The organism is Butyrivibrio sp. MB2005, from assembly GCF_000424285.1.
Lineage (GTDB): Bacteria > Bacillota > Clostridia > Lachnospirales > Lachnospiraceae > Butyrivibrio.
This window is the reverse complement of record NZ_AUJP01000009.1, coordinates 25,892-50,261: the sequence shown is the minus strand read 5'-3', so window position 1 is coordinate 50,261 and position 24,370 is coordinate 25,892. Positions and strand designations below refer to the sequence as shown.

Genomic DNA, 24,370 nt, shown 5'->3' with positions numbered 1-24,370 from the left:
CGTATTTGTACTGGAAATCCGGATAGAACTTAACATTATGGAGGAGGAATGATTTGAATATAACTATTAATAAACAGAATGCAGCTAGAATATACTTCTTTATGGTTCTGATGGGGGCACCGCTCTATTTTACAAATGGGTTTAACAACATTTTAAGGGATAAAACCTATTTTACGTGGCTGAGTATAGTCGTAGCGGCAGGTCTGGCATTGATGCTGCTGGTTAAGTGGATAATTGCAGGGGCAAAAAACAAAACTCTCGTTAGCGATTTTAAGAGAATTGTTTCCGAACTTATAGGTTCTGTGTCAGGTCTGGATATATTTGTCATGTGTTTTGGGATAGCGTGCATATTATCATGTCTTATTTCGGAGTACAGAAAAGAGGCTTTTTCAGGCTCTATGGCCTGGGGAGTGGGTGGCGCTATGCTTTTTTCATTGTGCGTATTGTATCTTATCTATTCCAGATTTATGAAAAGTGAGTTCAGCTATTTTCTGGGAATGATGTTCGGCGGTGCGTTTGCAATGATTATTGCTATCCTTAATGATCTTTGGATAGATCCCCTCCATACTTTGGAGGATATTGATGTGAACTGGAAGGATCATTTCACATCTACTATAGGTAATATAGATCAATTCAGCGGATATCTGTCTGTTATCATCCCGATGATGGTAATTATGTTTGTTATATCGCAGAATGGCTTCAAACGTACTCTTGCTGCGATAGTACTTTTTTTCGCATATCTTAATATGTTCCTTACACATGCTGATAGCATATATATTGGAGTGGGAATCGGATACGTTTTCATAATCGGTTTTTGTCTTAGGAATTCCAAAAGATTTTTGGGCTTGTTAATAAATGGTATCATTTTTGGACTGGCTGGTTTTGCTGCAAAAGTTATTATTTTATATAGACCGGAAATTAGGTTAGATGATATTTCACCAATTCTTATTAAGCATAATGTGGATCTGATTATAGGTGGTATTTGCTTTGCTGTACTTCTTTTGCAGATGTTCCTGGAGTTGAGAATTAGTAAAGAGCAGGAAGACAAAATACTAAAGGTGCTTTTCAGAATTTATGTTGCAGCAGTTCTGATTGCATTTGTAGCAATTATTGTTGTATCCGCCATGCATTTTGATATTTACTTCTTAAACAGGAGAGGGCTCCTATGGTCTATTGCTATAAATGCCTTCCTGGACGCTGATACACCCAATCAGATATTTGGAATTGGTCCAGGATGTGTTGATACAATAGCGCAGAATTATTACTTTGAGATACAGGAGGCATACGGAGATTTTTATTTCCTTGATAACATTCATAACGATGTGCTTGAGTACCTGGTGACTACAGGTATAGTAGGTGCTGCTTCTTATCTTGGAATTTATATTTATGTCATTTATGACTATTTAAGAGGTGTGCTATCTAAAAACGACATAAGTCCTAATAAGCTGTATGCATTCATTGGCCTTGTCGGATATATAGCGCAGTCCATAATCAATGGACCTCATCCACTCATGGTGGCTATTTTCTTTGTGCTGCTTACAATTTATAGAGGCGAGTCACTTGCACAAAAATCTTATAACTAATGCATTTATTCACTCATATTTTGCATCCTTCTTTAATTCTTTAAACAATCAGTGCAAGAATTTGGTAGAATATTCTGAGGCAATCAGAGAGTTTTTGTTGGATTAAGGGGAAGCATAATGAGTTATATAGAAGTTAACAACTTAAAGAAGGACTTTGTTGTTAAGAAAAAGCGAGAAAAAGGAAGGCTTTTAAGGGAAAAGGATACAGTTAACGCCCTTAAAGGCATTTCTTTTTCTGTTGATAAAGGAGAACTTGTAGGATACATAGGTCCCAACGGGGCAGGAAAATCAACTACAGTAAAGATTCTCTCTGGAATTCTTACACCGGATGGAGGAAGTGCTACGGTGGGCGGTCTTGTTCCATGGCATGAGCGCAAAGCGCATGTAAAAAATATCGGAGTAGTGTTTGGGCAGCGAAGTCAGTTGTGGTGGGATGTTCCCATTATAGACAGTTATTCGCTTCTTAAAGATATTTACAGGATTCCGCAAAGAGACTATGAAGCCAGATTAAAGGAGCTTTCTGAGGCTCTACAGCTTGATGAACTCATGAAAACACCATTAAGACTTCTCAGTCTTGGACAGAGAATGAGAGCTGAGCTGTGCGGATCCCTTCTGCATAGACCTGAGCTTCTTTTTCTTGATGAGCCTACAATTGGTCTGGACGCAGTAAGTAAGCTTTCGCTCAGGGAATTTTTAAAGTGGGAAAATAAAGAGCATGGCACGACTATCATGCTTACAACCCACGATATGGAAGATATTGCGGCACTTTGTTCCAGAGTAATGGTAATCGGTCACGGACAGAAGCTTTTTGATGGAAAATTAAACGATCTTCTTGAACGTTTCGATACCGTGCGTAATGTAAGTGTAAAATACGATGCGGCTCTTCCGGAGCTAGTGCTTCCAGAAGGGGTAGAATGCAGTAAAACAGAGGATGGAATAAAGCTTAGCTATAAGCCTTCAAAGCTTCCTACTGCGAAGCTTCTCTCGATTTTGCAGGATGCAGGAAACATCAGCGAGCTTACATTACAGCCTGAAAACACCGATCACCTGATTGCTGCAATGTACAAGGAGCTTGACCTATGAGAGCCTATTTATCTGTCTTTAAAATGCGTCTTCGTATGGAATTGCAATATAGAGGCGCAATGATAGGAGGAATCCTTTGCCAGATGTTTTTCGGGCTTATTCTTGTGGCTCTGTACAGGGCACTTTATGCAGGTAAGCCCCAGTCAGTTCCTATTGAAAGTGTTGCCACCTATGTCTGGCTTCAGCAGGCATTTTTCCGAATGATGGTGGCGTCAGATTCAGAGCTGCTCGATAAGATCAGATCAGGCGATATATCCTATGATCTTTGCCGCCCCGTAAATATGTATGGTTTTTACTATGCAAGAGTTATGGCTCAGAAGCTCATGGGCAGTGTGATGCGCGCAGTTCCGATGCTGATAATGGCATTTCTTTTGCCAAAGGGATGGGGAATTACTTTGCCTTCTTCTTTTTCAGGATTTTTGGCATGTATTCCTGCTCTTGCTCTTGGACTTTTTTGCATGTGTGCCCTTGAAAACATAACAGTGGCATTTACCATGAGGACCCTTGATCCAAGGGGAATGCAGGGGCTTCTCAATCTTTTGATGATGACGTTATCCGGAAATCTTTTGCCTCTTAATCTCTTTCCTGCCAGCTGGCAAAAGGTCATAACATTTTTCCCTTATGCGCAGCTTCTTGATGCGCCAATCAGATTATATACAGGGGAATATATTCCTGCTGATGCGTTCAGGGTTTATGTACTTCAGGCATTTTGGGTAGTTGTTCTCATATCCCTTGGTGCAGCTATGTGGAATGCAAACAGAAAACGAATGATCGTACAGGGTGGATAAAGGGAATCATTATGGACATATTCAGACTATATACAAAATCAATAGGAATGCTTCTAAAAAGCCATCTCCAATATACAAGCTCATTTATCATGCAGACTCTTGCTCAGCTTGTGATGGAAGGCGGAGAGATGATGGTGGTTATCCTGATCGTGGACAGGTTTGAGAGCCTTAAGGGATGGACCGGCGGCAATCTGTATTTCTTTTTTGGAATGATGTCGGTATCATTTTATCTCACCGAGCTGTTCGGACGAGGAATTACCGGGGATTTCCCCATGATGGTAAGGACGGGACGGCTTGATACCTTTCTTGTAAGACCCAGAGGCGTGCTCACGCAGGTCCTGTGCGGAGGAACAGATCCCAGGCGAATAACATGTATTGCTGTTGGAGTGGCAGCGCTTATCATGGGAAGCCGTCTATCTGGGATATCCTGGAATCTGCTTAAGGTATTTGTGCTTGTGGAATCTATTGCCATGAGTATGCTTCTGATATTGGGATTATTCATGATAGAGGCGATTTTCAGTATTTTCAGTGTAAAATCCGTGGAGCTTGTAAATGCTATCACATACGGTGGACGAAGCGCATGTCAGTATCCGATAGATATTTACCCGACTCCGCTCAGGGCTCTTTTTACAGTAATAGCACCATTTGCGCTTACACTTCATGTGCCGGCATCCTGGATTATGGATAAGCCCCTTTACGGATGGCCCACATGGACAGCGTTTGTAACACCGCTTTCAGGTGCTGTGGTTTTTATATTTATGACAGTGATGTTTCACCTTGCTCTTAGACATTACAGATCAACAGGAAGTTAATAAGATATTCAGGATAATGAAAAGGCTGTCTACTGTTCATAAAAACAGTAGACAGCCTGATTTATTTTATAGTAATTAGCATTGGACTTTAAAGTCCGTCAAAACTTACCCTGCATCAATCCTCAAGATATTTGTAAACGATGGCTGCGAGAGCAGCACCTACAAGAGGACCTACGATGAATACCCAAAGAGCAGCAAGGGGAGCTGTGTTACCTGAAATAGCAGCAAATATAGCGGGACCAAAGCTTCTTGCAGGGTTAACGGATGTACCTGTCAGGCCGATGCCGAGGATATGTACGAGAGTAAGGGTTAAACCGATTACAAGGCCGCCAAATGAACCATGATTTGCTTTTTTGGATGTAACACCAAGGATCGTAAGGACAAAGATGAATGTGAGAATGATCTCAACAAGAAGACCAGCTACAGCATTACCGCCAACGCCTGAAAGACCGTTTGAGCCAAATCCGCCGGTTTTATCTACAACTCCGCCGGTTCCAAAGATAACAGCAAGAAGACCTGATCCGATAAGAGCGCCCAGGCACTGAGAAACAACGTATCCGATGAAGTCACTTTTTTCCATTCCGCCGCTTAACAGAACGCCAAGAGATACAGCGGGATTGATGTGACAACCTGAGATATTTCCTACACAATATGCCATACCAACAATGGTAAGACCAAATGCAAGGGCAGTCAGAAGGTAACCACTGCCGTTTGCTGCATCACAGCCCACAAGCATAGCTGTACCACAACCCAGGACAACAAGTACACAAGTTCCAATACATTCTGCGATATACTTCTTCATACCACAACCTCCTTAAAATAAATCATCGCATCCCCAAATAGCGATGAAAAATATACGCTTCACCATTATTTTACCCCTAAGAATTTTTCTATGGAAGCCTTTTTTAATAATTGGTAGAATTATTTATTATCAGTATTAAGGAAGATATAATAATGAAAAATATCATTCAGATAGAAGATGATTTTGATCTTGAAAAAATAGCTGAAAGTGGCCAGTGCTTCAGATGGCAAAGGCTGGATGAAGATGGCGATGAAAAGCAGGCTACGGGGACACCGGAGAGGAAAAAGTACCGCATCCCCTATCGCGACAGCTGCCTTATCATCAGCGAAGCCGGGGATAAAAACTACGAGATTGACTGCAGCGAGGAAGAATTCAGAGAAATATGGTGGGATTATTTTGATCTTGGGACGAACTATGAGAAGGTCAGAAAGAGAATCCGCAAAAAGGACGATCCATTCCTCTACGAAGCGGCTAAGAGCTGTATGGGTATCAGAATTTTGAAGCAGGATCCCTGGGAGACACTTATCAGTTTTATTATTTCCCAGAACAGAAATATACCGGCTATAAAGCGCTCAATAGAGATACTTTGCAGCATAACGGGTGATACGAAAAAGGATTCTGAAGGACGAGAGTACTACGCTTTTCCCAGGGCTGAAGCGATAATGGCCATGAGCAGTGAGGAGCTTTCAGAATGTAAGCTTGGCTACAGAGATGAGTACGTGAGACTTGCCGCTGAGAATATAAAGAGCGGAGTCCTTAACCTTGAGGAATTATCCGCCATGAATGCAGATGACGCCATAGAAGGACTTATGGCTCAGAAGGGTATAGGACTTAAGGTTGCATCCTGCGTGGCACTTTTTGGACTTCATCAGCTTGATGCTTTTCCCGTTGATGTTTGGATAAAAAAGGTCCTTGCCAACGAATATCCAAATGGCTATCCTAAGGAGAAATACGCTCCCTATAACGGCATTTATCAGCAATATATGTTTGCATATTACAGAGCAAAATATTGATTTTTTGAGCAATGGCAGGAGGAAATATTGTATGCAAAAACTAGAGTTGGATAAAGAATGGATGTTTCGAAGAGGATATTTGGATAGCATTACAATGCTTGAGAATACACCCGGAACGCTTGTTAATCTGCCTCACGATGGAATGATCGGGACTCCTGTGTCCGCTGATGCTCCTGCAGGTGTGGACATGGGCTATTTTACAGGCGGAGTTTCGTGTTACACGAAATATGTTTATTTTCCCAAGGAGTGGGAGAGCGAGTGCGTAGGTCTGTTATTTGATGGGGCTATGATGAACGCTACCGTTGAGATTAACGGCAGTAAAGCAGCCCTTTGGCATAACGGCTATGCGCCTTTTTACTGCGATCTGACGGATTATGTGACCTTTGGCGAAGAAAATAGGATTACAGTACACGTAAATACAAGCATGCAGCCCAATTCCAGATGGTATACGGGATCAGGTCTGTACAGAGGCGTAAAGCTCCTCCATGGGCCAAGAGTTCACATCGTTCCTGATGGAATTTATGCTTATACAAAAGAAGTTTCGGACGGCTATGCTTTCCTGGAAGCCCTTGTGGAGGTAGAAAATGCCGGACTTGGAAACAGGATGGCGGAGATAACCGTGGACCTTATTAGCGACGCAACAGGCGAGACTGTTACGGAGACAAAGCGTGTTATTCAGGTATGTTCCGGCGCAATTGAGACTGCCAGAATGGCGCTTAATGTAGAAAATCCCATGCTTTGGGACACAGAACATCCAAATCTGTATCGTATTAAGGCTACAGTTAAGGATATTGGTGCCTACAGAACGCATTTTGTTGGAGAAGAGAATGGAACCACAGATGAGACTGAAGTACTGTTCGGAATACGCACAGTTACTGCGGATTCTGTGCGGGGACTTCGTATCAATGGAAAGAGTGTAAAGCTTAAGGGTGGTTGCCTTCATCATGATAATGGATTACTTGGCACAGTAACACTTCCTAAGATTGAGGAGAGAAAGATAAAGAAACTTAAAGAACTGGGCTTTAATGCGATCCGTACTTCTCATAATCCGCCTTCAGCAGCCCTTATTGAGGCCTGCGACAGGATTGGTATGTATGTCTTTGATGAGGCTTTTGATGCGTGGTCTATGGGAAAAAGAGGTGGAGACTACAACCAGTTCTTCGATGCTGACTGGGAAAGGGATCTCACTGCTTTCGTAAAAAGAGACAGAACTCATCCATCAGTCATAATGTGGTCCACCGGTAACGAGATTCCGGAACGCGGAGGCCTTGGCGGTGGCTATACAAGGGCTACAAGGTTAGCTGAGACCATAAGATACCTCGATGGCACAAGGCCTGTAAGCAACGGAATCTGTTCATTTTGGAGCGGCCTTGATGACGAGCTGGCAAAGGGACAGAATCAGGCTCAGAATGCCAGCGACGGCCTTAATACGAACCTTTGGGAAAAGGCCACAGAGCCTTTTACAAACGGAATGGATGTTGTGGGCTACAACTATATGGAAGACCTTTACGAGCGGGATCATGAGATGTTTCCTGAAAGAGTTATTTTGGGCTCAGAGAATTTCCCTAAGGAAATTGGCTTTAGATGGCCTCTTGTTGAAAAACTCCCTTACGTAATTGGTGATTTTACATGGACCGCATGGGATTATCTTGGTGAAGCAGGTATCGGAAAGGCTGTTTATTTTGATAAGGACGATCCAAATGCGCCAAAGCATCCATGGGATATAATGCCTCAGGGCACTTCTCCTTATCCCTGGAGAACAGCCAATGATGCGGATTTTGATATTAATGGAACGATGCTGCCTCAAGGCGCATACAGAAGCATAGTATGGGGAAGCGACAAGACTCATCTCTATTCCATGCATCCGGATACTTTCGATAAAACAGAGCTTATAAGTATGTGGGGATTCCCAGGAGTGATTTCATGCTGGAATTACAATGGATATGAGGGAAAGTCTGTTGAACTGGTGGTATTTTCAGGAGCTGAGGAAGTAGAAATCCTGGTAAATGGCACAAGTATCGGAAGGAAAAAGGTTCTGACAGAGAGACCTTTGCCTAACAGCGTTCGCTTCGAGACGGTTTATCAACCGGGAAGCGTAGTTGCCATAAGCTACCGTGATGGAAAAGAGATAAGCAGAGATATGCTTAAGACCACGGGAGAACCTGCAGAAGTAAGGCTTATTCCTGAAAAATCTGAAGCTCTTGCAGATGGTCATGACCTTATTTATGTTGCAGTAGAGATTGTTGATAAGGATGGATGTGTTGTTCCTGATGCGCAGGTGCCTCTTAAGGCTCAGGTCAGCGGAGAAGGCACGCTTGCAGGATTTGGATCTGCCAACCCCATCACAGAGGAGGATTATACGGATTCTCTGGCTGCAACCTACAGAGGACGGGCTATGGCCATTATCCGCTCAGGATATGATGCAGGAAGCTGCAGCCTGACTGTAGATGCAGAGGGTATAGGACGAGCTGAGAGTGAGCTTAATATGGTCGTAAAACCGCAATAAAACAGTGATAAGAAAAACAGACAGAAATCCGAATTTACCGAATATCTGTCTGTTTTTAGTTACAGTGATAGTATTTACGAATTCAGTCTTGAGAGGAACTGCCTGGTTCGCTCCTCCTTAGGATTATTGATAAGTTCCTTTGCAGGGCCTTTTTCCAGGATTATTCCATCATCCATGAAAATAGCTTCGTCAGCTACGTCTCTTGCGAAGGTCATTTCGTGGGTAACGATGATCATTGTGGTGTGACGCTCGGCAAGGCGCTTGATAACTCTTAAAACTTCACCTGTAAGCTCAGGATCAAGAGCGGAAGTGGGCTCATCGAAGCACAGTATATCCGGCTTCAGTGCAAGAGCGCGGGCAATAGCTACACGCTGCTGCTGACCGCCTGAGAGCTGATGAGGATAGTTATCCATTCTGTCGGCAAGACCCATCTGATTCAGGAGTGATCGACCGTTTTCCATGATCCATTCCTTGTTTTTCGTATCCGCGGTCATAAGAGGCGCAAGAGTTACGTTCTCAAGGGCAGTGTACTGCGGAAACAGATTGAACTGCTGGAAAACAAGACCAAAATGAAGCCTGTTTTTCCTAAGTGCCTCCGGATCTGTTATAGGTGTTGAAGCGTCAAAAAGCTTCTCGCCGCGGACAGTAATTGTTCCCTCGTCCGGTGTCTCAAGGAAGTTAAGGCAGCGCAGAAGAGTGGTTTTTCCGCTTCCTGATGATCCAATGATGGATATGGTCTGTCCTTCCTCTAAGTCAAAGCTTATTCCCTTCAGGATTTCTGTATTATCGAAACTTTTTTTAATGTTTTTTACTTCTAAAATCGGCATATTTTTCACCAGTCTAACTAATTTATATTATCTGAAATAGCTCAGCTTCTTCTCTATGTAACCAAACAGCAGTGTGAGAAGTCCGCTGAAAATAAGGTAGAATGCGCCTGTGTAGAACAAAGGCCAAATGATTCCGCTGCTCTTAATGAAGGCCTGACCGTTCCAAATGATCTCGTATACGGCGATAACTCTTGCAAGAGACGTATCTTTTACAAGGGTGATGACCTCGTTTGAGATGGGCGGAACGATTCTTTTAATAACCTGAAGCAGGATAATCTTGCGGAAAATCTGACCCTTGGACATACCAAGTACCTGTCCGGCTTCGTACTGACCGACAGGTATTGACTGGATTCCACCTCTGTAAATCTCTGAAAAATAGCAGGCGTAATTTATTACGAAAGCCACCAAAGCTGCCAGAAATCTGCCTGAAGTGTCAGAACCCCATACATTTAGCCCCAGAAAAATACCGGGGCCGTAATAAATGATGAGGAGCTGAAGCATCAGCGGTGTTCCTCGTATGATCCATATAATAAATCGTATGGGATATTTGATCACGGCTGTTTTACTCATGGAGCCGAAACTGATAAGCAGTCCCAGCGGCAGAGAAAACAGCAGTGTCAAAGCAAAAAGCTTAATTGTTCCCAGAAACCCTTCCAAGAGGGATAAGGTAACAGTCCAAAACATCTAAAAATAACTCCTATCATTTACTGAATTACTGTGCGATCAGTGCATCCTGAACGCCATAAGTCTTGGCGATATCAATCATTGATCCGTCTTTATAAAATGCTGCAAGCTGATCGTTGATGTAAGAAGCAAGATCAGAACCCTTGCGGCATCCGATACCGTATTCCTCGGTTGTAAGCTCTACAGTGTGTGTAAGATCTGCGTAGCTTGTTCCCTCGCCTACCATAGCGCCTGCCATAAGAAGATCGATGATGCATGCGCCTGATGTGCCTGCGTCTACTTCCATAACGGCATCAGCCTGTGATGTGAGAGAAGTGTACTCAAAACCGTTATCGATAGCTGCCTGCTCACCTGCTGAGCCTGACTCAACTGCGAAGCTGAGACCTGATACAGAATCCTTGTCGCTGTAAGAAGCTGCATCAGCAGCGGGTACAACTACTACCTGTGCATTGTTGAGGTAAGGCTTTGTGCACTCCATGGCACTTGTAACCTCACTTGTGAGGGTCATTCCGTTCCAAACAACGTCGATTGACTTGTTCTCAAGCTCAAGAATCTTGTTGTCCCAATCGATTTCTACGAATTCAACCTTTACGCCAAGGGATTCAGCTACCTTTGAAGCCATATCAGCGTCAAATCCGATCCAGTTACCGTTGTCATCCTTGTAATCCATGGGTGCGAAATCTGTGATTCCAACGATAAGTGAGCCCTTATTCTTGATGTAGCTAAGGTCACTGTCAGCAGATGATGCGCTTTTGCCGCATCCTGTCATGCTCATTACCATTACAACCGCCATTGCCATAGCGAGTATCTTCTTTTTCATAATACAATTCCTCCTCTAAAAATTTAGTCTTGTAACACTTTACCATACTAAAATCTAATTGTAAACATAAGTTTTAACAAAAAAGCAATCTCTCCTAAAAAATAAAGAGAGATTGCCTTACTTTACAGCTTTTATCATGAATAATTTGCAATAAAAACCTTTCCGGTTAAGAGCCGGAGTGACGGTTTATAAAGATCAGAAGCTGATCTTAAGTGCTCCTGGCATGTGGGTATCGCGTCTTTCGGGAAGATCTACTACCAGAACTCCTGAGTGCTGGGAGAAGGTTACGTTTCCGCAGCCAAGATACTCTACGTTTTTAACTTCTTCTTCAGGCTTTAATGAGGTGATAACCGCTGTGTTTCTGCCTTCATTTTTCATTACAAAGGCATATAGAGTACCGTCTTTTTGTACAAAGCGGAAATCGTCGTCCTGCCAGTCAACCTGATCCTCGCGGAAGCCATCGATTATTACACCGGCATGACCTTCGCCTGATACACGGAACGGTCTGGTGCCATAGACAGCCTCGCCGTTAACTGCAAACCAGTCTGTAAGCTCTGAAAGGATGTATTCTGCCTCTTCATCGATGGTTCCATCCGGGCGCTGCAGGATGTTCAGCAGCATGGTGCCGTTTTTGGAGATGGAATCAATGAGAATATCAATGATGTGACGAGGCTTTTTGTATATGGCCTTTTTGTCGTAGAACCAACCGCCGATACAGGTCTCAGACTGCCACGGTACAGGTGAGATATCGGGAAGCTGGCTTCGCTCGATGTCAAGGGTTCCCACGGTATAGATGTTCTCATTGCGGTTTTTCTGAGTGTAGATTGCCTGGTTTTTGCCATGGAGCTTCTCAGATGTGTTGTAAAGATGTGCAACAGCGTCAAGACCGTAGCGGTAGAGGCTGTTGTCATCCGGAATATCGTTGTCTTCAAAGGGAAGAGAGCTGTCGGAGTAGAGCATATCGGGCTGATAAAGGTCAATAATCTCGTGCATAACCTTCAGCCAGTACTCATGAAAAGCGGAGTTCTGAGTGAGCCATACCCACTTATCCTCTTCGCCGTCCTTCGCCACATGTTCATAGTTGTCATGATAAAAATCGCGGTATGCAGGGTCATTTCCATCGTAGGGAATTCCCTTGTAAGGACCGTAGGAATCGGCACCTTTATTGGAACGCCACCATGCAAAGGATGCACCAAGGTGCTCAGTTAAGCCAAAGGGTAAGTTGTATTTTTTTGCTGCTTCCTTCCAAAGACCGCAGATGTCTTTGTGAGGACCTACCTCCACGCTGTTAAAGCGGTTAAGTTTAGAAGCATAGTTGAAGAAATGATCATGGTGTGAGGCCTGTGCCACGAAAAATCTGGCGCCTGCTTTGTAATATTTCTCCATAAGTGCATCGGGATCGAAATTCTCTGCTTTCCAGAGTGCGCAGATATCCTTATATCCGAATTTTGAGGGATGACCGTAGGTACGAAGATGATACTCGTACTGTTCAGTTCCCTGAATATACATATTTCTTGCATACCAGTCGCCACACATGGGAACAGACTGGGGACCCCAGTGACTCCAGATGCCGAATTTCGCATCACGGAACCAGTCAGGGCATTCGTGTTTTTTAAGTGATTCAAAGCTGGCTTCAAACATATTAAAGATCCTCTCTTAAGAAAGTTTATTTTCATTCGAGTAATATTTTAACCTATTAGTATTTTAAAAAATATGGTAAATATTGTTCTAAAAATGGGGATATTTTCATAGGTTTAATGGTGTGAAAAACATGCCAATTAACAAGCTTTTGATTTATAATTATGGAAGAAATGACACGTAAAAACGTAAGTCAGATCAGGTTTCTGAATAATAAAGGAGAGACTGTTAACGTGAATGTTTTTGACATTATCGGTCCTGTGATGATCGGACCTTCAAGCTCACATACTGCAGGAGCGGTGCGACTTGGAAGAGTCGTTAATAAGCTTATAGATGACAGACCGCTAAAAAAGTTAGAGATTACTCTGTCAGGTTCTTTTGCAAAAACCTATAAGGGGCATGGAACTGACAGAGCTTTGCTTGCGGGAATAATGGGGTATAAGAGCTATTCCCCTGAGATCAGGGATGCCCACGAGATTGCAAAAAAACGAGGAATTGACTACAGCTTTTTAAAGGAAAATATTAAGGGAGCCCATCCTAACACAGCAAGGATTCAGTATTTTCTTGAGGATGGTACAGATGGAATGATGCAGGGAGCCAGTATCGGCGGTGGCAATATCCTGGTTCAGCGGATAAATGGAATGAACGTTGATTTCAACGGTGAGAATACCACAATCCTTGTTATGCACGAGGATAAGCCCGGTGTAATCGCCAGCGTGACCAACATGATGCACTGGGAGTATGAGGATCTTAACATCTCCAATTTTCACCTCTCAAGGCAGGAAAAGGGCGGCGAAGCAATCATGACTATTGAGATAGACGGTCTGCCCCCGGAGACAATTGTTGATGAGATAAGAGGAATCGAGCACGTGAAAAATGCGATTCTGATAAAAAGAGTTTAGAAATCCGTTTTATTCAGAAAAAGCGGAAGTCATGAATAATTCCAGGAGAGTTTAGAAAATGCTTAAATATAATTCTGTAAATGAGCTTGCTATCGAGGCTGAGAAAAGAGGCATCACAATAAGCGAGCTAGCCATTGAAGATCAGGCAGAAAGTATGGAGATATCCCCATTGGAGCTCTATGAAAAAATGGAAGTCAATTTTGAAGTGATGAAACAATCTGTTAGTGAAGGCATGAAGAAGGATCAAAAATCCATGTCGGGACTGACAGGCGGAGAGGGCTATCTTATGAATTCCTATGCTCAAAACAGTGGCGGGGGCCTTTGCGGTGACTTTTTATCCAAGGCTATTGCCAAAGCTCTCGCCGTTGCCGGCTGCAATGCCTCCATGGGAAGAATTGTTGCTGCTCCGACTGCGGGAAGCTGCGGAATTTTGCCGGGCTGCCTGGTATCACTTTATGAAGACAGGAATTTTGATGAGAAGACCCTGATAATGTCCATGTTTACAGCAGGGGCCGTAGGTATGGTAATCGCGAACCGCGCAAGTATAGCCGGAGCTGAGGGCGGATGTCAGGCTGAGTGCGGAAGTGCCGCAGCAATGGCGGCAGCTGCTCTTGTTGAGGTTATGGGAGGAACTCCGTCAGCCTGTGCCGATGCCTGTGCCATGGCTCTGTCCAATCAGATGGGGCTTGTTTGCGACCCGGTAGCCGGCCTTGTGGAAATTCCCTGCATAAAGAGAAATGTATCGGGCCTTGTCATCGCTTTTTCCTGTGCAGATATGGCTCTTGCCGGAATCAAGGCGAAGATTCCCTGCGATGAATGTATTGATGCCATGAAGGAAGTGGGAGATGCTATGGCTTCAACTCTGAAAGAAACAGCCGGCGGCGGGCTTGCTACAACGCCTACGGGAATAAAGCTGAAGGAAAAAGTATTTGATGAGTGAAGTTATTTTTATCAAACAATATAACGTTATTTAGTTTATAGAAATATAATTATTTATAATCTTTTTGTATGCTATGATATAGGCGTAAGTCAGCCAAAGAGATAGTTCTACATGGAAAAATCAACAAATTAAAATGGTGTACAACGCGTAAGGAGGCGTACGAACATGAAGCATTTTTCCGTTAAAACCAAGATCCTGGCAATAGCAATAGTTCCGTCGCTTATTATCGCGGTGGCATTGCTCATCACCGGAGTTTCATTTATGAAATCCGGTATGGAGGGGGAAGTCATTAAAGGACTGCTTTCCTCAGCGTACACATACAAAGACATCGGGGTGCAGATCACCGACAGAGATGCCGGTGACAATGATGTTGAAACTAGTTTGAAGCAGAGTACCGGCTATGATTTTACTTGGTTTGACGGAGATTCACGTAAAAATTCTTCTCTTGGAAGTTCCGTAATAGGGACAAAGGCGGCAGATACCGTAATAAAGGCGGTTATTAATGGTGGTAATTCTTTTACTTCAACCAATACCCAGGTTGCAGGAGAGCCTTATTTTGTAGCATATGTTCCGGTAAAGGATGCCTCAGGTAAAGTTGCAGCCATGGCGTTCACCGGAGTCTCCAGGGCAGCTGTTCAGGCACAGATTATGAAATCAATAATTGTAATGTGTCTTATCGGTGTAGTGCTTATGGTTCTGACAATTGCAGTAGCTACCTACGCTTCTATGGGTATGTCAAATGCCATAGCAGTAATGAATGACAGCATAAGCCATCTTGCAAAAGGAGAATTCAAGAAGTCTGACAAATATCTTGATAGAAAAGATGACATAGGTGTTGCACTTAATAATACCAATGCTCTTGTAACCAAGCTTGAAGAAATAGTTACAGGAATAAGGGAATCTGCAACTCTTGTGGGAACATCATCAGAAGATCTTTCAGACATGGCCAACCAGATTTCACAGACCGCAGAAGATGTTTCAACTGCAGTTCAGGAGATTGCATCAGGTGCTACTCAGCAGGCAGATGAGATACAGAACGCTGCGGAAAATGTTGGACTTATCGGAGAGGCAGTCGGAAATGTGCAGACATCAACAGGTGATCTGGACACCCTTGCCGGAAAGATGAAAGAGGCTTCCGAAGTATCAAGTTCTTCACTTACTTCACTAAAAGATGCATCTACTGAGATGACCGAAAAGATAGATGAGATTTCAAATGCAATCCAGAGAACACAGGATGCTGTTACAACCATTTCTTCCAAGGTTGAAGGAATAACATCTATCGCTACACAGACTAACCTCTTGTCACTTAATGCTTCAATCGAAGCTGCAAGAGCAGGAGAGGCAGGAAAAGGCTTCGCGGTTGTAGCAGGAGAGATCGGCAAATTGGCAGAAGACTCCCGTACCATGGCAGACGAGATCAGAAAAGAGATGGAAGTATTGCTTGAAGAGTCAAATGCAGCAGTTCATGCCGCTGATGATGTAAGACAGGGCAACCTGGATCAGCAGAGCGCTCTTGAGGGAACCATAGATTCTATAAATGGAATGTTGGAAGATATCAATTCCACAGTTGGTGGCGTTCAGTCTATCAGCAGAGGCGCAGACCAGTGCGAATCCTCCAAGAATGCAGTAGTTGATACCATGAGTGCATTGTCTGCTATTTCTCAGGAAAATGCGGCATCTTCAGAGGAGACAGGAGCATCCATGCAGGAACTTTCAGCAACCGTTACCATGCTTGCAAGTAATGCCAATAATCTGAAGGCTGTAGCTGAAGAACTGAATCAGGATATAGCATTCTTCAAGTAATTTCAGGCAGATAATACTTTTTATCAGTAAATATAAATCGAAAAAACCTTCCCAAGCCCAATTGGTGCGGGAAGGTTTTCATTTTCTTACAGTGCGGCACTGAAAACATCAATCTCTGAGATAAGCGCCCCGGAATCGTCGCAGATTTCAAGAACAACATGGTGGTATTCCTTATCGCTTGTATAGATTCTGACTTTCCAGCCATCAAGGAGCTTTGGAATGTCAGCAGAGTAGTAGAGTCCATCCTCGTCTATCATGTGGAAAAGATACTTGTCATCATCTGACAGAGGAATATCGAAAGAATAATCCTTGCCTAATTCTTCAGGCTTCACCATAGCCGTGCCCCATACGCTTGTCTTGCGGTTTTCCGGAGTATCTCTGATTATCCATACACTTGATGGAGCGACATCATCAACGATTGTTACGTTTATTTTTTGAGTGAATTTTTCTATGGCTTCCGAAAAAGCCTTTCTGGTATCGCTGTCCATGCGCAGATCCCAGGCCCCATCCGGCTTTTTATCCCACATAAGCTCTGCAGAATAACTACTGTTATCCATAAAACCATCCATCACTTTGGAGCCGGCGGCCTTGTGTCTTACGAATTCACAGCCCTCTAACAGCTTCAGTGTCGCATCGTACTCTGCACCTATAATCTCAACCTCTGTAACTACCTGCTGCTTTAGTTCTTTATCAAAAATATCAGTCTCTGCATAGTATTTTTTATCTCTTTTTCTAATGGTGTACTGATCATAAATGTAGCCATAGTCAGTGCTTTGGGTTCCTGTCAGATAGGTTGCCCTTGTAATCTCATAGAGCTTTGGGTCAGTTCCCACTTTATAGGTCTTAAAAAAGCGCATATAAACAAATCTCCCTGTGAAAATCAAAGCAATCAGAATGATTATGACTAAAATGAAGAGCCTCAGTTTTTTCATTATTTCCCCCTAAATAAAAGACAAAAGAGTGTCCCTAGGCATAATTATAAGTGTGGACAATCAGTGGTTCAACCGCTTTTCCTTCTAATCTATATGAAAAGAGCAAGACTTGTGTTATCATGGACACAAGATTTTCCGAAGCGATAATGAAAATCAGTTTTAGAAAATCCACAACTTAATTAGACGGAAGGTGTTTGTGGAAGGCACAGCCTTTGCACAAGTGAAAAGGGAAGCGGGTGAGAATCCCGCACGATCTCGTCACCGTGTTTCGAGAGCTTATTCTCATTACCACTGGATCAAAGTGTGGTTGCACAGATCTGGGAAGGGAGAATGGGCGCAGCGCGTATCAGCGCTATATCGATCAGCCGGGAGACCTGCCTGTCGTCGTACATGGGAAACCGGGTCACGAGGAATTGACTGTACAAAACTATTAGCGGTAAATGTCAGATGGCATTTGCCTTATCGTTTTGTGTCCAAAAATTTCAACTCTTCGCCTTCGGCGAAGAGTTTTATATTTCATAGGAATTCCTTAAAATCCCAAGCCCCATGAGAACACATAGGAGGCATAGTATTATGAAAAAAAAGGTACTGGCAGTAATAATGACTGCAGCACTGGTCATGTCCGCAGCAGGATGTGGCAACAAGGATGCGGCTAATACCGCAGAAACAGAGACAGCAGCAACTGAAGAGGCGATTGAAGCTGTCGAAGAAACAGAAGAGGTTACTGAGAGTGGAGCTCAGGAAAACGCAGATGAGACAGAAGAAGCTGAGGAAGCAGAAGAGACAGCAGAAACAAGCGATAGCGCTGAACTCCAGGATGGCACTTACACAGCTACTTTTACTACAGACGGCAGTATGTTCCATATCAATGAAGCTTATGATAATAAGGGAACACTTACAGTAGAGAACGGAGAGATGACAATTCATATCACTCTTCCTTCACAGAACATCGTTAATCTTTTCCCCGGAACAGCTGAGGATGCACAGAAGGACGGCGCTGAACTCCTTCAGCCCACAACAGACACTGTTACCTATGACGATGGAACAACTGAGGAAGTATACGGCTTCGACGTTCCTGTTCCTGCAATTGATGAGCCTTTCCAGCTTGCACTTATAGGTACAAAGGGCAAGTGGTATGACCACGAGGTTATAGTTTCAGATGTAACCGAAGGCGAAGGTGATGCGGAAGGAAGCAGTGAAGATATGGCGGCAGCAAAGGAAGTAGCAGATCTTATCGATTCTATATATGTTCAGACCCGCGATGAAAACACAGATGAGCTCTGTGCTAAGGCTAAGGAAGCATGGGATGCCCTTACAGATGAGCAGAAGGAGCTTGTTGAGGGTGAAGAAGCAGATCCTGATTATTTCGGAAGAGATACAGGTGATGCATCCAAGGATGATCCGCTTAATGGCGATGATATCGGCGAGAACGAGCTTCTTGTTGTAAGCTTTGGTACATCCTTCAATGACAGCAGAGCTCAGGATATCGGTGGTATCGAAAAAGCTCTCCAGAAGGCATATCCCGACTGGTCAGTAAGAAGAGCCTTCACAGCTCAGATCATCATCAACCACGTTCAGGCAAGAGATGATGAAAAGATCGACAACGTGGAGCAGGCTCTTGACAGAGCAGTAGAGAACGGCGTTAAGAACCTTGTTGTTCAGCCTACACACCTTATGCACGGTGCTGAGTATGACGAGCTTATCGATGTTCTTGAAGGATATAAGGATAAGTTTGAGTCAGTTGCAGTAGCTGAGCCCCTTCTTGGCGAGGTTGGTTCTGATGCAACTATCATCAATGAAGATAAGAAGGCAGTAGCTGAGGCTATCACAGCTGAGGCAGTAAAAGAGGCAGGTTATGACAGCCTTGATGCAGCAAAAGAAGATGGTGTAGCCTTTGTTTTCATGGGCCACGGTACATCACATACAGCTAACGTTTCTTACAGCCAGATGCAGACACAGATGAACGAGCTCTCCTACGAGAACGTATTTATCGGAACAGTAGAGGGTCTTCCTGCTGAGACAGAGCTTTCAGCTGTTATCAACAGCGTTAAGAGCGCAGGCTACAAGAAGGTTATCCTTCGTCCCCTTATGGTTGTTGCAGGTGATCATGCAAATAACGATATGGCAGGCGATGACGATGATACCTGGAAGAGCGGATTCCTTGCAGACGGATCCTTTGACAGTGTAGATTGTCAGATCGCAGGTCTTGGAAGAATCGAGGCTGTTCAGGAGCTTTATGTAAAACACACAGGTGAAGTTATCAAGTAATTAAACATGAATAAAAAGCGGGAAAAAGAATTCTTTAGTGTAAAAATTCTGCTGATCCTGCTGATTTCACTATGTATTACAGGATGCGGCAGTATTTCCGATGGGGAGTACGCCGCATCTGTTACCCTGACGGGAGGCAGCGGCAAAGCCGGCATCGAGTCTCCCTGCAGGGTTACTGTTACAAATGGGAAAGCAGAGGCAGACATAATATGGAGTAGCCCTAATTACGACTATATGATCGTGGGCGGTGAGACCTATCATCCTATAAACACAGAGGGTAATTCCGAGTTCGTGATACCTGTAGAGCTGGATAAAGATATGGAGATTCAGGCTGATACTACAGCTATGAGTAAGCCACATCTCATCGACTATACCCTCAGGATATCCATTTTTGATGATACAAAGGAAGGGGATGCTAAGGGGACTCCGGGCAGTGATGCGGAAAGTACCTTGGATGAAGGCGATTTAACTGCAAATACGCAGGCTACCATCAATACGGAAGCTTTAAAAACAGCGCCCAATATCCCGGGTCTTACCTATATCTCCACCGATGAAAATGCCTATGCAGAATGCTTTGCAATACACCGTTATGAGGACGGATATGCGGTTATCAGTGTTGATGACGGCAGAAATTATCTGATTGTACCGGAAGGCAGGACAACAGAACTAAAAAGTGATAATAATATAACTATAATACAAAAACCTTTAAATAAGATTTATCTTGCAGCATCCAGTGCAATGTGTCATTTTGACGCTGTTGGCGCAGTGGAAACCATCGCACTTTCAGGAACAGAGAAAGAAGACTGGTATATTGCGGCTGCAAAAGAAGCCATGGAGCAGGGAACCCTTCAATATGGAGGCAAATACAGCGCTCCGGACTACGAAAAAATGGTGATAGATGATATAGATCTTGCCATAGAAAACACAATGATACTCCACGTTCCGAAGGTACAGGAGAAGCTTGAAAAGCTGGAAATCCCGGTATTTATTGACAGATCAAGCTATGAGGCAAAACCCCTTGGGCGATGCGAGTGGATAAAAGTATATGGTCTCTTAACAGACAAAGAAACCGAGTCAGACGAGAAGTTTCAAGAGCAGGAGGAGCTTATAACCTCCATAAAAGACAAGGAATTATCAGGGAAAACCGTGGCGATTTTCTCGGTTAATTCTAATCATCAAATAGTTACAAGGAAAAAGAACGATTATTTTGCCAGAATGGTCAGCATGGCAGGCGGCACTTATCTTTTCCCGCAGGAAGAAGAGGATGAGAAGGCAAATGCCCAGACCACAATAAGTATGGAAGCTTTCTATGATTATGCCAGAGAAGCGGACATTCTTATATACAATGCAACCATAGTGGACGCGCCGGAGTCGATGGATGCACTTGCGGCTTTGAGCGAGCTTTTTGCAGACTTTAAGGCTTATAAGTCAGGAGCAGTCTGGTATACAGATAAATCACTGTATCAGTTTGCAGACAAAACAGGCACAATAATCGATAATCTATATAGAATAATTTCTGAAGATAAGGAAGATACAGAGTTTTTCCATAAGCTGAAATAGGACCCACACAGAAGTAACCCCGTGATGGTCTGATGGCGGCAGTTTGGAATTTAACGGATAAACAAAGATATAGAGGAGAGCACTTTTGGCGAAAAATCTGATGATCCAGGGCACGATGTCCGGAGTAGGAAAAAGCATATTGACGGCGGGAATACTAAGAGTCCTTCGCCGGGACGGTTTTAGGGTAGCACCCTTTAAATCGCAAAATATGGCGCTAAATTCCTTTGTTACGCCGGATGGTCGGGAAATAGGAAGGGCACAGGCTCTTCAGGCCCAGGCGGCGGGAATGGAGCCTTCTGCGGATATGAACCCCATTCTTCTAAAGCCCATGGGTGATACCACTTCACAGATAATCGTTAATGGGCTTCCCATAGGAAATATGCGAGCTGCAGAGTATTTTAAGATGAAAAAAGACCTGATACCGGATATCAAGGCAGCATACAACAGACTTGCAGCTGACACCGACATAATCGTGATAGAAGGGGCAGGCAGCCCTGTTGAGATAAATTTAAGAGAAAATGACATTGTAAACATGGGTCTTGCGGAAATGCTGGATGCACCGGTGCTTCTTGCAGGTAATATTGATCCCGGCGGAGTTTTTGCGCAGCTCCTTGGAACCGTGCAGCTTATGTCAGAAAGTGAAAAGGCCAGGGTTAAGGGGCTTATCATCAATAAATTCAGGGGCGATGTATCACTTTTAGAGCCGGGACTCGATATGTTCAGGCCCTATCTGGACATCCCCTTTGCAGGAATTGTGCCCTATGTGGAGCTTGATCTTGATGAAGAAGACAGCGTCTCTGAGCGGCTTAAAATCAGGAAAAATGCAGGCTCCGGCGAAAATATAACAGGCGATATTATTGAGATAAAGGTGATAAGACTGCCATTTATCAGTAATTATACAGACTTCACAATTCTTGAGGGAATACCGGGAGTAAGGCTTTCGTATGTAAATAAGGCAGAGGACCTTGAAGGCGCCGATCTTATCATTTTACCCGGGACCAAGAACACCCTAAGTGATCTTAAATGGCTGAAAGATGCCGGATTGTATGACAAGATAACAGAACTTTCCGACATAGGAGCTCTTATAGTCGGCATCTGCGGCGGTTTTCAGATGCTTGGCAGAGTCGTAAGGGATAAATCCGGTGCGGAAGGCGGCGGAGAAGAGAAGGGACTGTCTCTCCTTCCGATTGATACGGATTTTAAGGACGAAAAGACTTTGTCTCAGGTTTCCGGTGAGATAGGAGCTCTTGAAGGAGTCTACAAGCCGCTTTCAGGATTAAACGTCGCAGGCTATGAAATCCATATGGGAGAGACCTTCGCGGAGAGAGCAATTTTCCCTGTGATAACCGAAGGAAATGTCCTTGGAACCTACATGCACGGCATTTTCGATACTGCGGATTTTACAAAGGCGCTACTTAAGATCATCTATGAAAAGCGCGGTATAAATGCAGAGATTCCGGAGGTTGAAGCTGCAGCGGTTCATCAGGATAAGGAGCTGGATAAGCTGGCAGATGTGCTTAGAGACAGTCTTGACTGGAAGTTGATTTACAATGCGATCGGAATCTGATGCAGATAGCGTCATCGAAGAATAGATGGATTTTTATGGCGGTTAAACGGCATTGCGTGAGGAAAAACATTGAATATCAAACACATACTTCCTTCCGACATTGAGAAGGAGAGCTTTAGAATCATAAAAAGTGAACTTGATGCCATGGGCAAGTCAGTGCCGGAAGAGCTGCTTCCCACTGTTTTGAGGGTGATACATACCACGGCAGATTTTGAATATGCAGACACAATGCGGTTTTCAGAGGATGTCATTGAGAAGGCAAAGGCTGCCATCAGGAGCGGAGCACACATCGTAACCGACACAAACATGGCCCTTAGCGGAATCAGTAAGAAAACCCTTGAGAAATACGGAGGAGAAGTCCACTGCTTTATGGCAGATGCGGATGTGGCAGCCGAGGCGAAGGAAAAGGGCGTCACAAGAGCCACTATCAGCATGGACAAGGCTTCCGAAATAGATGCACCCCTGATTTTTGCAATCGGTAACGCGCCTACGGCGCTTATAAGACTCCATGAGCTTATAAATGAAGGAAAAATCAGACCTCTTCTCATAATCGGAGTCCCTGTGGGCTTTGTGAATGTGGTCGAAGCCAAGGAGCTGATTTTGAATGGAGATGTTCCGTATATAGTTAATGAAGGCAGAAAGGGTGGAAGTACTGTAGCAGCGGCTATCTGCAATTCCATTTTGTATAACCTGTAGGATTATTTATGAGTGACGTTTTTATCGAGAAAGGCGGGAAAAAGTTAAGATGCGGATTTACCACGGGAAGCTGCGCCACGGCTGCGTCCAAGGCTGCTCTTTTGATGCTTCTTACAGGTGAAAATATGCATCATGTAAGTATCATGACGCCAAAGGGAATCCCTTATAATGCGGAGATTGTGGATATTCACAGGAATGATGCTCTAGAATACGTATCCTGCGCCGTGATAAAGGATGGCGGTGACGATCCTGATGTCACAAGCGGAGCCAAGATATTTGCCAGCGTGTGTCTCACCGAGGAAGAAGGTATTGAGATTGAAGGAGGAGAAGGCGTAGGCAGAGTTACCAAGCCAGGCCTTGATCAGCCAATCGGCGAAGCTGCCATAAATTCGGTTCCACGGAAAATGATCAGGGAAAATCTGGAGGAGGTTCTTAGCCTCCGCGGTATCACAGGAAAAGGTGTAAGGACCATTATCAGCGTTCCTGACGGGGAATATATTGCCAGAAAGACCTTTAATCCCAAGCTTGGAATCGTGGGAGGCATCTCAATTCTTGGAACCACCGGAATCGTAGAGCCTATGAGTGATGCTGCCTTAGTGGAGACCATAAAAACTGAGATCAATGTTCGAAAGGCTGAAGGAAGAGAAATCCTTCTTGCATCTCCCGGTAATTACGGACTTACCTTTTTACATGAGGTATACGGCATAGATGAAAACATAGCTGTAATGAGTTCCAATTTTATCGGAGACACAGTGGAGAATGCAGCTGACAGCGGCTTTTCCAAGCTCCTTTTTGTGGGACATATAGGAAAACTCGTAAAGGTAGCAGGTGGTATCAAAAACACCCACTCTATGTACGGGGATCACAGGATGGAGATTTTGTCTGACATCGTAATAGACGTGGCCGGATATGGCCTTGAAAAAAAGATTTTGTCCTGCGTAATGACGGATGAAGCGGTGAGAATAATAAATGAAGAAGGAATAGGCGATTTAGTATTCGAGGAAATGGTCAGCCGGATCAAGAAGAACATGGAGGAGTGGACTGACGGCCGGGTACAGGTGGAAGTGATCGTTTTTTCCAATGAAAATACAGAGCTTGTGGCAACAAAAAATGCCCATGAATGGCTTAGCAAAATATAGAGGAACA

20 protein-coding genes and 1 riboswitch are annotated in these 24,370 nt (G+C 43.9%); of the genes, 14 read left to right on the top strand and 6 right to left on the bottom strand.

Going from position 1 to position 24,370, the window contains the following annotated elements:
• The first annotated feature begins 53 nt into the window (after positions 1 to 53).
• The 4 genes from G610_RS0104850 to G610_RS0104835 all read left to right on the top strand — a co-directional run bounded on the left by G610_RS0104850 (position 54) and on the right by G610_RS0104835 (position 4,266).
• Positions 54 to 1,583: an O-antigen ligase family protein gene (locus G610_RS0104850; protein WP_026523890.1), complete on the top strand. Its 1,530-nt coding sequence runs from the start codon at positions 54 to 56 to the stop codon at positions 1,581 to 1,583.
• Between the two features lie 117 nt (positions 1,584 to 1,700).
• Positions 1,701 to 2,666, top strand: a complete 966-nt coding sequence (locus tag G610_RS0104845; protein WP_026523889.1) for an ABC transporter ATP-binding protein — start codon at positions 1,701 to 1,703, stop codon at positions 2,664 to 2,666.
• Complete coding sequence (locus tag G610_RS0104840) at positions 2,663 to 3,454, top strand: ABC transporter permease (RefSeq protein WP_026523888.1); 792 nt, start codon at positions 2,663 to 2,665, stop codon at positions 3,452 to 3,454. Before G610_RS0104845 ends, G610_RS0104840 begins: the two co-directional genes overlap by 4 nt.
• An 11-nt stretch (positions 3,455 to 3,465) precedes the next feature.
• Positions 3,466 to 4,266 carry an ABC transporter permease gene (locus tag G610_RS0104835; RefSeq protein ID WP_026523887.1) on the top strand — a complete coding sequence of 267 codons (801 nt, stop codon included), beginning with the start codon at positions 3,466 to 3,468 and terminating at the stop codon, positions 4,264 to 4,266.
• A 115-nt stretch (positions 4,267 to 4,381) separates the two neighbouring features.
• On the opposite strand, the gene G610_RS0104830 is transcribed toward G610_RS0104835, so the two are convergent.
• The gene (locus G610_RS0104830; RefSeq protein ID WP_026523886.1) at positions 4,382 to 5,068 is read right to left on the bottom strand and encodes an MIP/aquaporin family protein; all 687 of its coding nucleotides are present in this window, start codon (positions 5,066 to 5,068) and stop codon (positions 4,382 to 4,384) included.
• Positions 5,069 to 5,220: 152 nt separating this feature from the next.
• Here G610_RS0104830 and G610_RS0104825 point away from each other — a divergent pair, with 152 nt between their 5' ends.
• A complete protein-coding gene (locus G610_RS0104825; RefSeq protein WP_035796990.1) occupies positions 5,221 to 6,081 on the top strand; it encodes a DNA-3-methyladenine glycosylase family protein in 861 nt (286 codons plus the stop codon).
• A gap of 31 nt (positions 6,082 to 6,112) precedes the next feature.
• Positions 6,113 to 8,587 (top strand): glycoside hydrolase family 2 TIM barrel-domain containing protein, encoded by a 2,475-nt coding sequence (locus G610_RS0104820; protein WP_026523884.1) that lies wholly within the window; start codon positions 6,113 to 6,115, stop codon positions 8,585 to 8,587.
• Positions 8,588 to 8,661: 74 nt separating this feature from the next.
• Here the strand turns inward: G610_RS0104820 and G610_RS0104815 are convergent, their stop codons facing one another.
• The 4 genes from G610_RS0104815 to G610_RS0104800 form a co-directional block, all read right to left on the bottom strand.
• Positions 8,662 to 9,414, bottom strand: coding sequence for an amino acid ABC transporter ATP-binding protein (locus G610_RS0104815; RefSeq protein ID WP_026523883.1), 753 nt, complete (start codon positions 9,412 to 9,414; stop codon positions 8,662 to 8,664).
• Between the two features lie 27 nt (positions 9,415 to 9,441).
• Positions 9,442 to 10,098, bottom strand: coding sequence for an amino acid ABC transporter permease (locus G610_RS0104810; RefSeq protein WP_026523882.1), 657 nt, complete (start codon positions 10,096 to 10,098; stop codon positions 9,442 to 9,444).
• A 28-nt stretch (positions 10,099 to 10,126) separates the two neighbouring features.
• A complete protein-coding gene (locus tag G610_RS0104805) occupies positions 10,127 to 10,918 on the bottom strand; it encodes a transporter substrate-binding domain-containing protein (protein ID WP_026523881.1) in 792 nt (263 codons plus the stop codon).
• A gap of 195 nt (positions 10,919 to 11,113) precedes the next feature.
• On the bottom strand, positions 11,114 to 12,559 hold the full coding sequence (locus G610_RS0104800) for an alpha-L-fucosidase (RefSeq protein ID WP_035796989.1): 1,446 nt from the start codon (positions 12,557 to 12,559) through the stop codon (positions 11,114 to 11,116).
• A 230-nt stretch (positions 12,560 to 12,789) separates the two neighbouring features.
• Here G610_RS0104800 and sdaAB point away from each other — a divergent pair, with 230 nt between their 5' ends.
• The 3 genes from sdaAB (at position 12,790) to G610_RS19735 (ending at position 16,201) form a co-directional block, all read left to right on the top strand.
• The gene (gene sdaAB, locus G610_RS0104795) at positions 12,790 to 13,458 is read left to right on the top strand and encodes an L-serine ammonia-lyase, iron-sulfur-dependent subunit beta (protein WP_026523879.1); all 669 of its coding nucleotides are present in this window, start codon (positions 12,790 to 12,792) and stop codon (positions 13,456 to 13,458) included.
• A gap of 58 nt (positions 13,459 to 13,516) precedes the next feature.
• Positions 13,517 to 14,398 carry an L-serine ammonia-lyase, iron-sulfur-dependent, subunit alpha gene (gene sdaAA / locus G610_RS0104790; protein WP_026523878.1) on the top strand — a complete coding sequence of 294 codons (882 nt, stop codon included), beginning with the start codon at positions 13,517 to 13,519 and terminating at the stop codon, positions 14,396 to 14,398.
• Positions 14,399 to 14,563: 165 nt separating this feature from the next.
• Positions 14,564 to 16,201: a methyl-accepting chemotaxis protein gene (locus G610_RS19735; RefSeq protein WP_051197647.1), complete on the top strand. Its 1,638-nt coding sequence runs from the start codon at positions 14,564 to 14,566 to the stop codon at positions 16,199 to 16,201.
• An 86-nt stretch (positions 16,202 to 16,287) separates the two neighbouring features.
• On the opposite strand, the gene G610_RS0104780 is transcribed toward G610_RS19735, so the two are convergent.
• Positions 16,288 to 17,133 (bottom strand): hypothetical protein, encoded by an 846-nt coding sequence (locus G610_RS0104780; RefSeq protein WP_026523877.1) that lies wholly within the window; start codon positions 17,131 to 17,133, stop codon positions 16,288 to 16,290.
• A gap of 171 nt (positions 17,134 to 17,304) precedes the next feature.
• Positions 17,305 to 17,529: riboswitch (cobalamin riboswitch) on the top strand.
• Positions 17,530 to 17,706: 177 nt separating this feature from the next.
• Here G610_RS0104780 and G610_RS23430 point away from each other — a divergent pair.
• The 5 genes from G610_RS23430 to cbiD all read left to right on the top strand — a co-directional run bounded on the left by G610_RS23430 (position 17,707) and on the right by cbiD (position 24,363).
• Positions 17,707 to 19,401 carry a sirohydrochlorin cobaltochelatase gene (locus tag G610_RS23430; protein ID WP_242829615.1) on the top strand — a complete coding sequence of 565 codons (1,695 nt, stop codon included), beginning with the start codon at positions 17,707 to 17,709 and terminating at the stop codon, positions 19,399 to 19,401.
• A 6-nt stretch (positions 19,402 to 19,407) separates the two neighbouring features.
• Entirely contained in the window at positions 19,408 to 20,961 is a 1,554-nt protein-coding gene (locus G610_RS0104770) for an ABC transporter substrate-binding protein (RefSeq protein WP_051197645.1), read from the top strand.
• An 85-nt stretch (positions 20,962 to 21,046) separates the two neighbouring features.
• Positions 21,047 to 22,528 carry a cobyric acid synthase gene (locus tag G610_RS0104765; RefSeq protein ID WP_026523875.1) on the top strand — a complete coding sequence of 494 codons (1,482 nt, stop codon included), beginning with the start codon at positions 21,047 to 21,049 and terminating at the stop codon, positions 22,526 to 22,528.
• A 69-nt stretch (positions 22,529 to 22,597) separates the two neighbouring features.
• Complete coding sequence (locus tag G610_RS0104760; protein ID WP_026523874.1) at positions 22,598 to 23,224, top strand: precorrin-8X methylmutase; 627 nt, start codon at positions 22,598 to 22,600, stop codon at positions 23,222 to 23,224.
• 8 nt (positions 23,225 to 23,232) lie between these two features.
• Entirely contained in the window at positions 23,233 to 24,363 is a 1,131-nt protein-coding gene (cbiD, locus tag G610_RS0104755; RefSeq protein WP_155830955.1) for a cobalt-precorrin-5B (C(1))-methyltransferase CbiD, read from the top strand.
• Positions 24,364 to 24,370 lie beyond the last annotated feature (7 nt).

Bases quoted from the DNA above. Each gene is read 5' to 3' on its own strand.
- G610_RS0104845 (WP_026523889.1), top strand. From the start codon at position 1,701: ATGAGTTATATAGAAGTTAACAACTTAAAGAAGGACTTTGTTGTTAAG.
- G610_RS0104840 (WP_026523888.1), top strand. From the start codon at position 2,663: ATGAGAGCCTATTTATCTGTCTTTAAAATGCGTCTTCGTATGGAATTG.
- G610_RS0104835 (WP_026523887.1), top strand. From the start codon at position 3,466: ATGGACATATTCAGACTATATACAAAATCAATAGGAATGCTTCTAAAA.
- G610_RS0104830 (WP_026523886.1), bottom strand. From the start codon at position 5,068: ATGAAGAAGTATATCGCAGAATGTATTGGAACTTGTGTACTTGTTGTC.
- G610_RS0104825 (WP_035796990.1), top strand. From the start codon at position 5,221: ATGAAAAATATCATTCAGATAGAAGATGATTTTGATCTTGAAAAAATA.
- G610_RS0104820 (WP_026523884.1), top strand. From the start codon at position 6,113: ATGCAAAAACTAGAGTTGGATAAAGAATGGATGTTTCGAAGAGGATAT.
- G610_RS0104815 (WP_026523883.1), bottom strand. From the start codon at position 9,414: ATGCCGATTTTAGAAGTAAAAAACATTAAAAAAAGTTTCGATAATACA.
- G610_RS0104810 (WP_026523882.1), bottom strand. From the start codon at position 10,098: ATGTTTTGGACTGTTACCTTATCCCTCTTGGAAGGGTTTCTGGGAACA.
- G610_RS0104805 (WP_026523881.1), bottom strand. From the start codon at position 10,918: ATGAAAAAGAAGATACTCGCTATGGCAATGGCGGTTGTAATGGTAATG.
- G610_RS0104800 (WP_035796989.1), bottom strand. From the start codon at position 12,559: ATGTTTGAAGCCAGCTTTGAATCACTTAAAAAACACGAATGCCCTGAC.
- sdaAA (WP_026523878.1), top strand. From the start codon at position 13,517: ATGCTTAAATATAATTCTGTAAATGAGCTTGCTATCGAGGCTGAGAAA.
- G610_RS19735 (WP_051197647.1), top strand. From the start codon at position 14,564: ATGAAGCATTTTTCCGTTAAAACCAAGATCCTGGCAATAGCAATAGTT.
- G610_RS0104780 (WP_026523877.1), bottom strand. From the start codon at position 17,133: ATGAAAAAACTGAGGCTCTTCATTTTAGTCATAATCATTCTGATTGCT.
- G610_RS23430 (WP_242829615.1), top strand. From the start codon at position 17,707: ATGAAAAAAAAGGTACTGGCAGTAATAATGACTGCAGCACTGGTCATG.
- G610_RS0104770 (WP_051197645.1), top strand. From the start codon at position 19,408: ATGAATAAAAAGCGGGAAAAAGAATTCTTTAGTGTAAAAATTCTGCTG.
- cbiD (WP_155830955.1), top strand. From the start codon at position 23,233: ATGAGTGACGTTTTTATCGAGAAAGGCGGGAAAAAGTTAAGATGCGGA.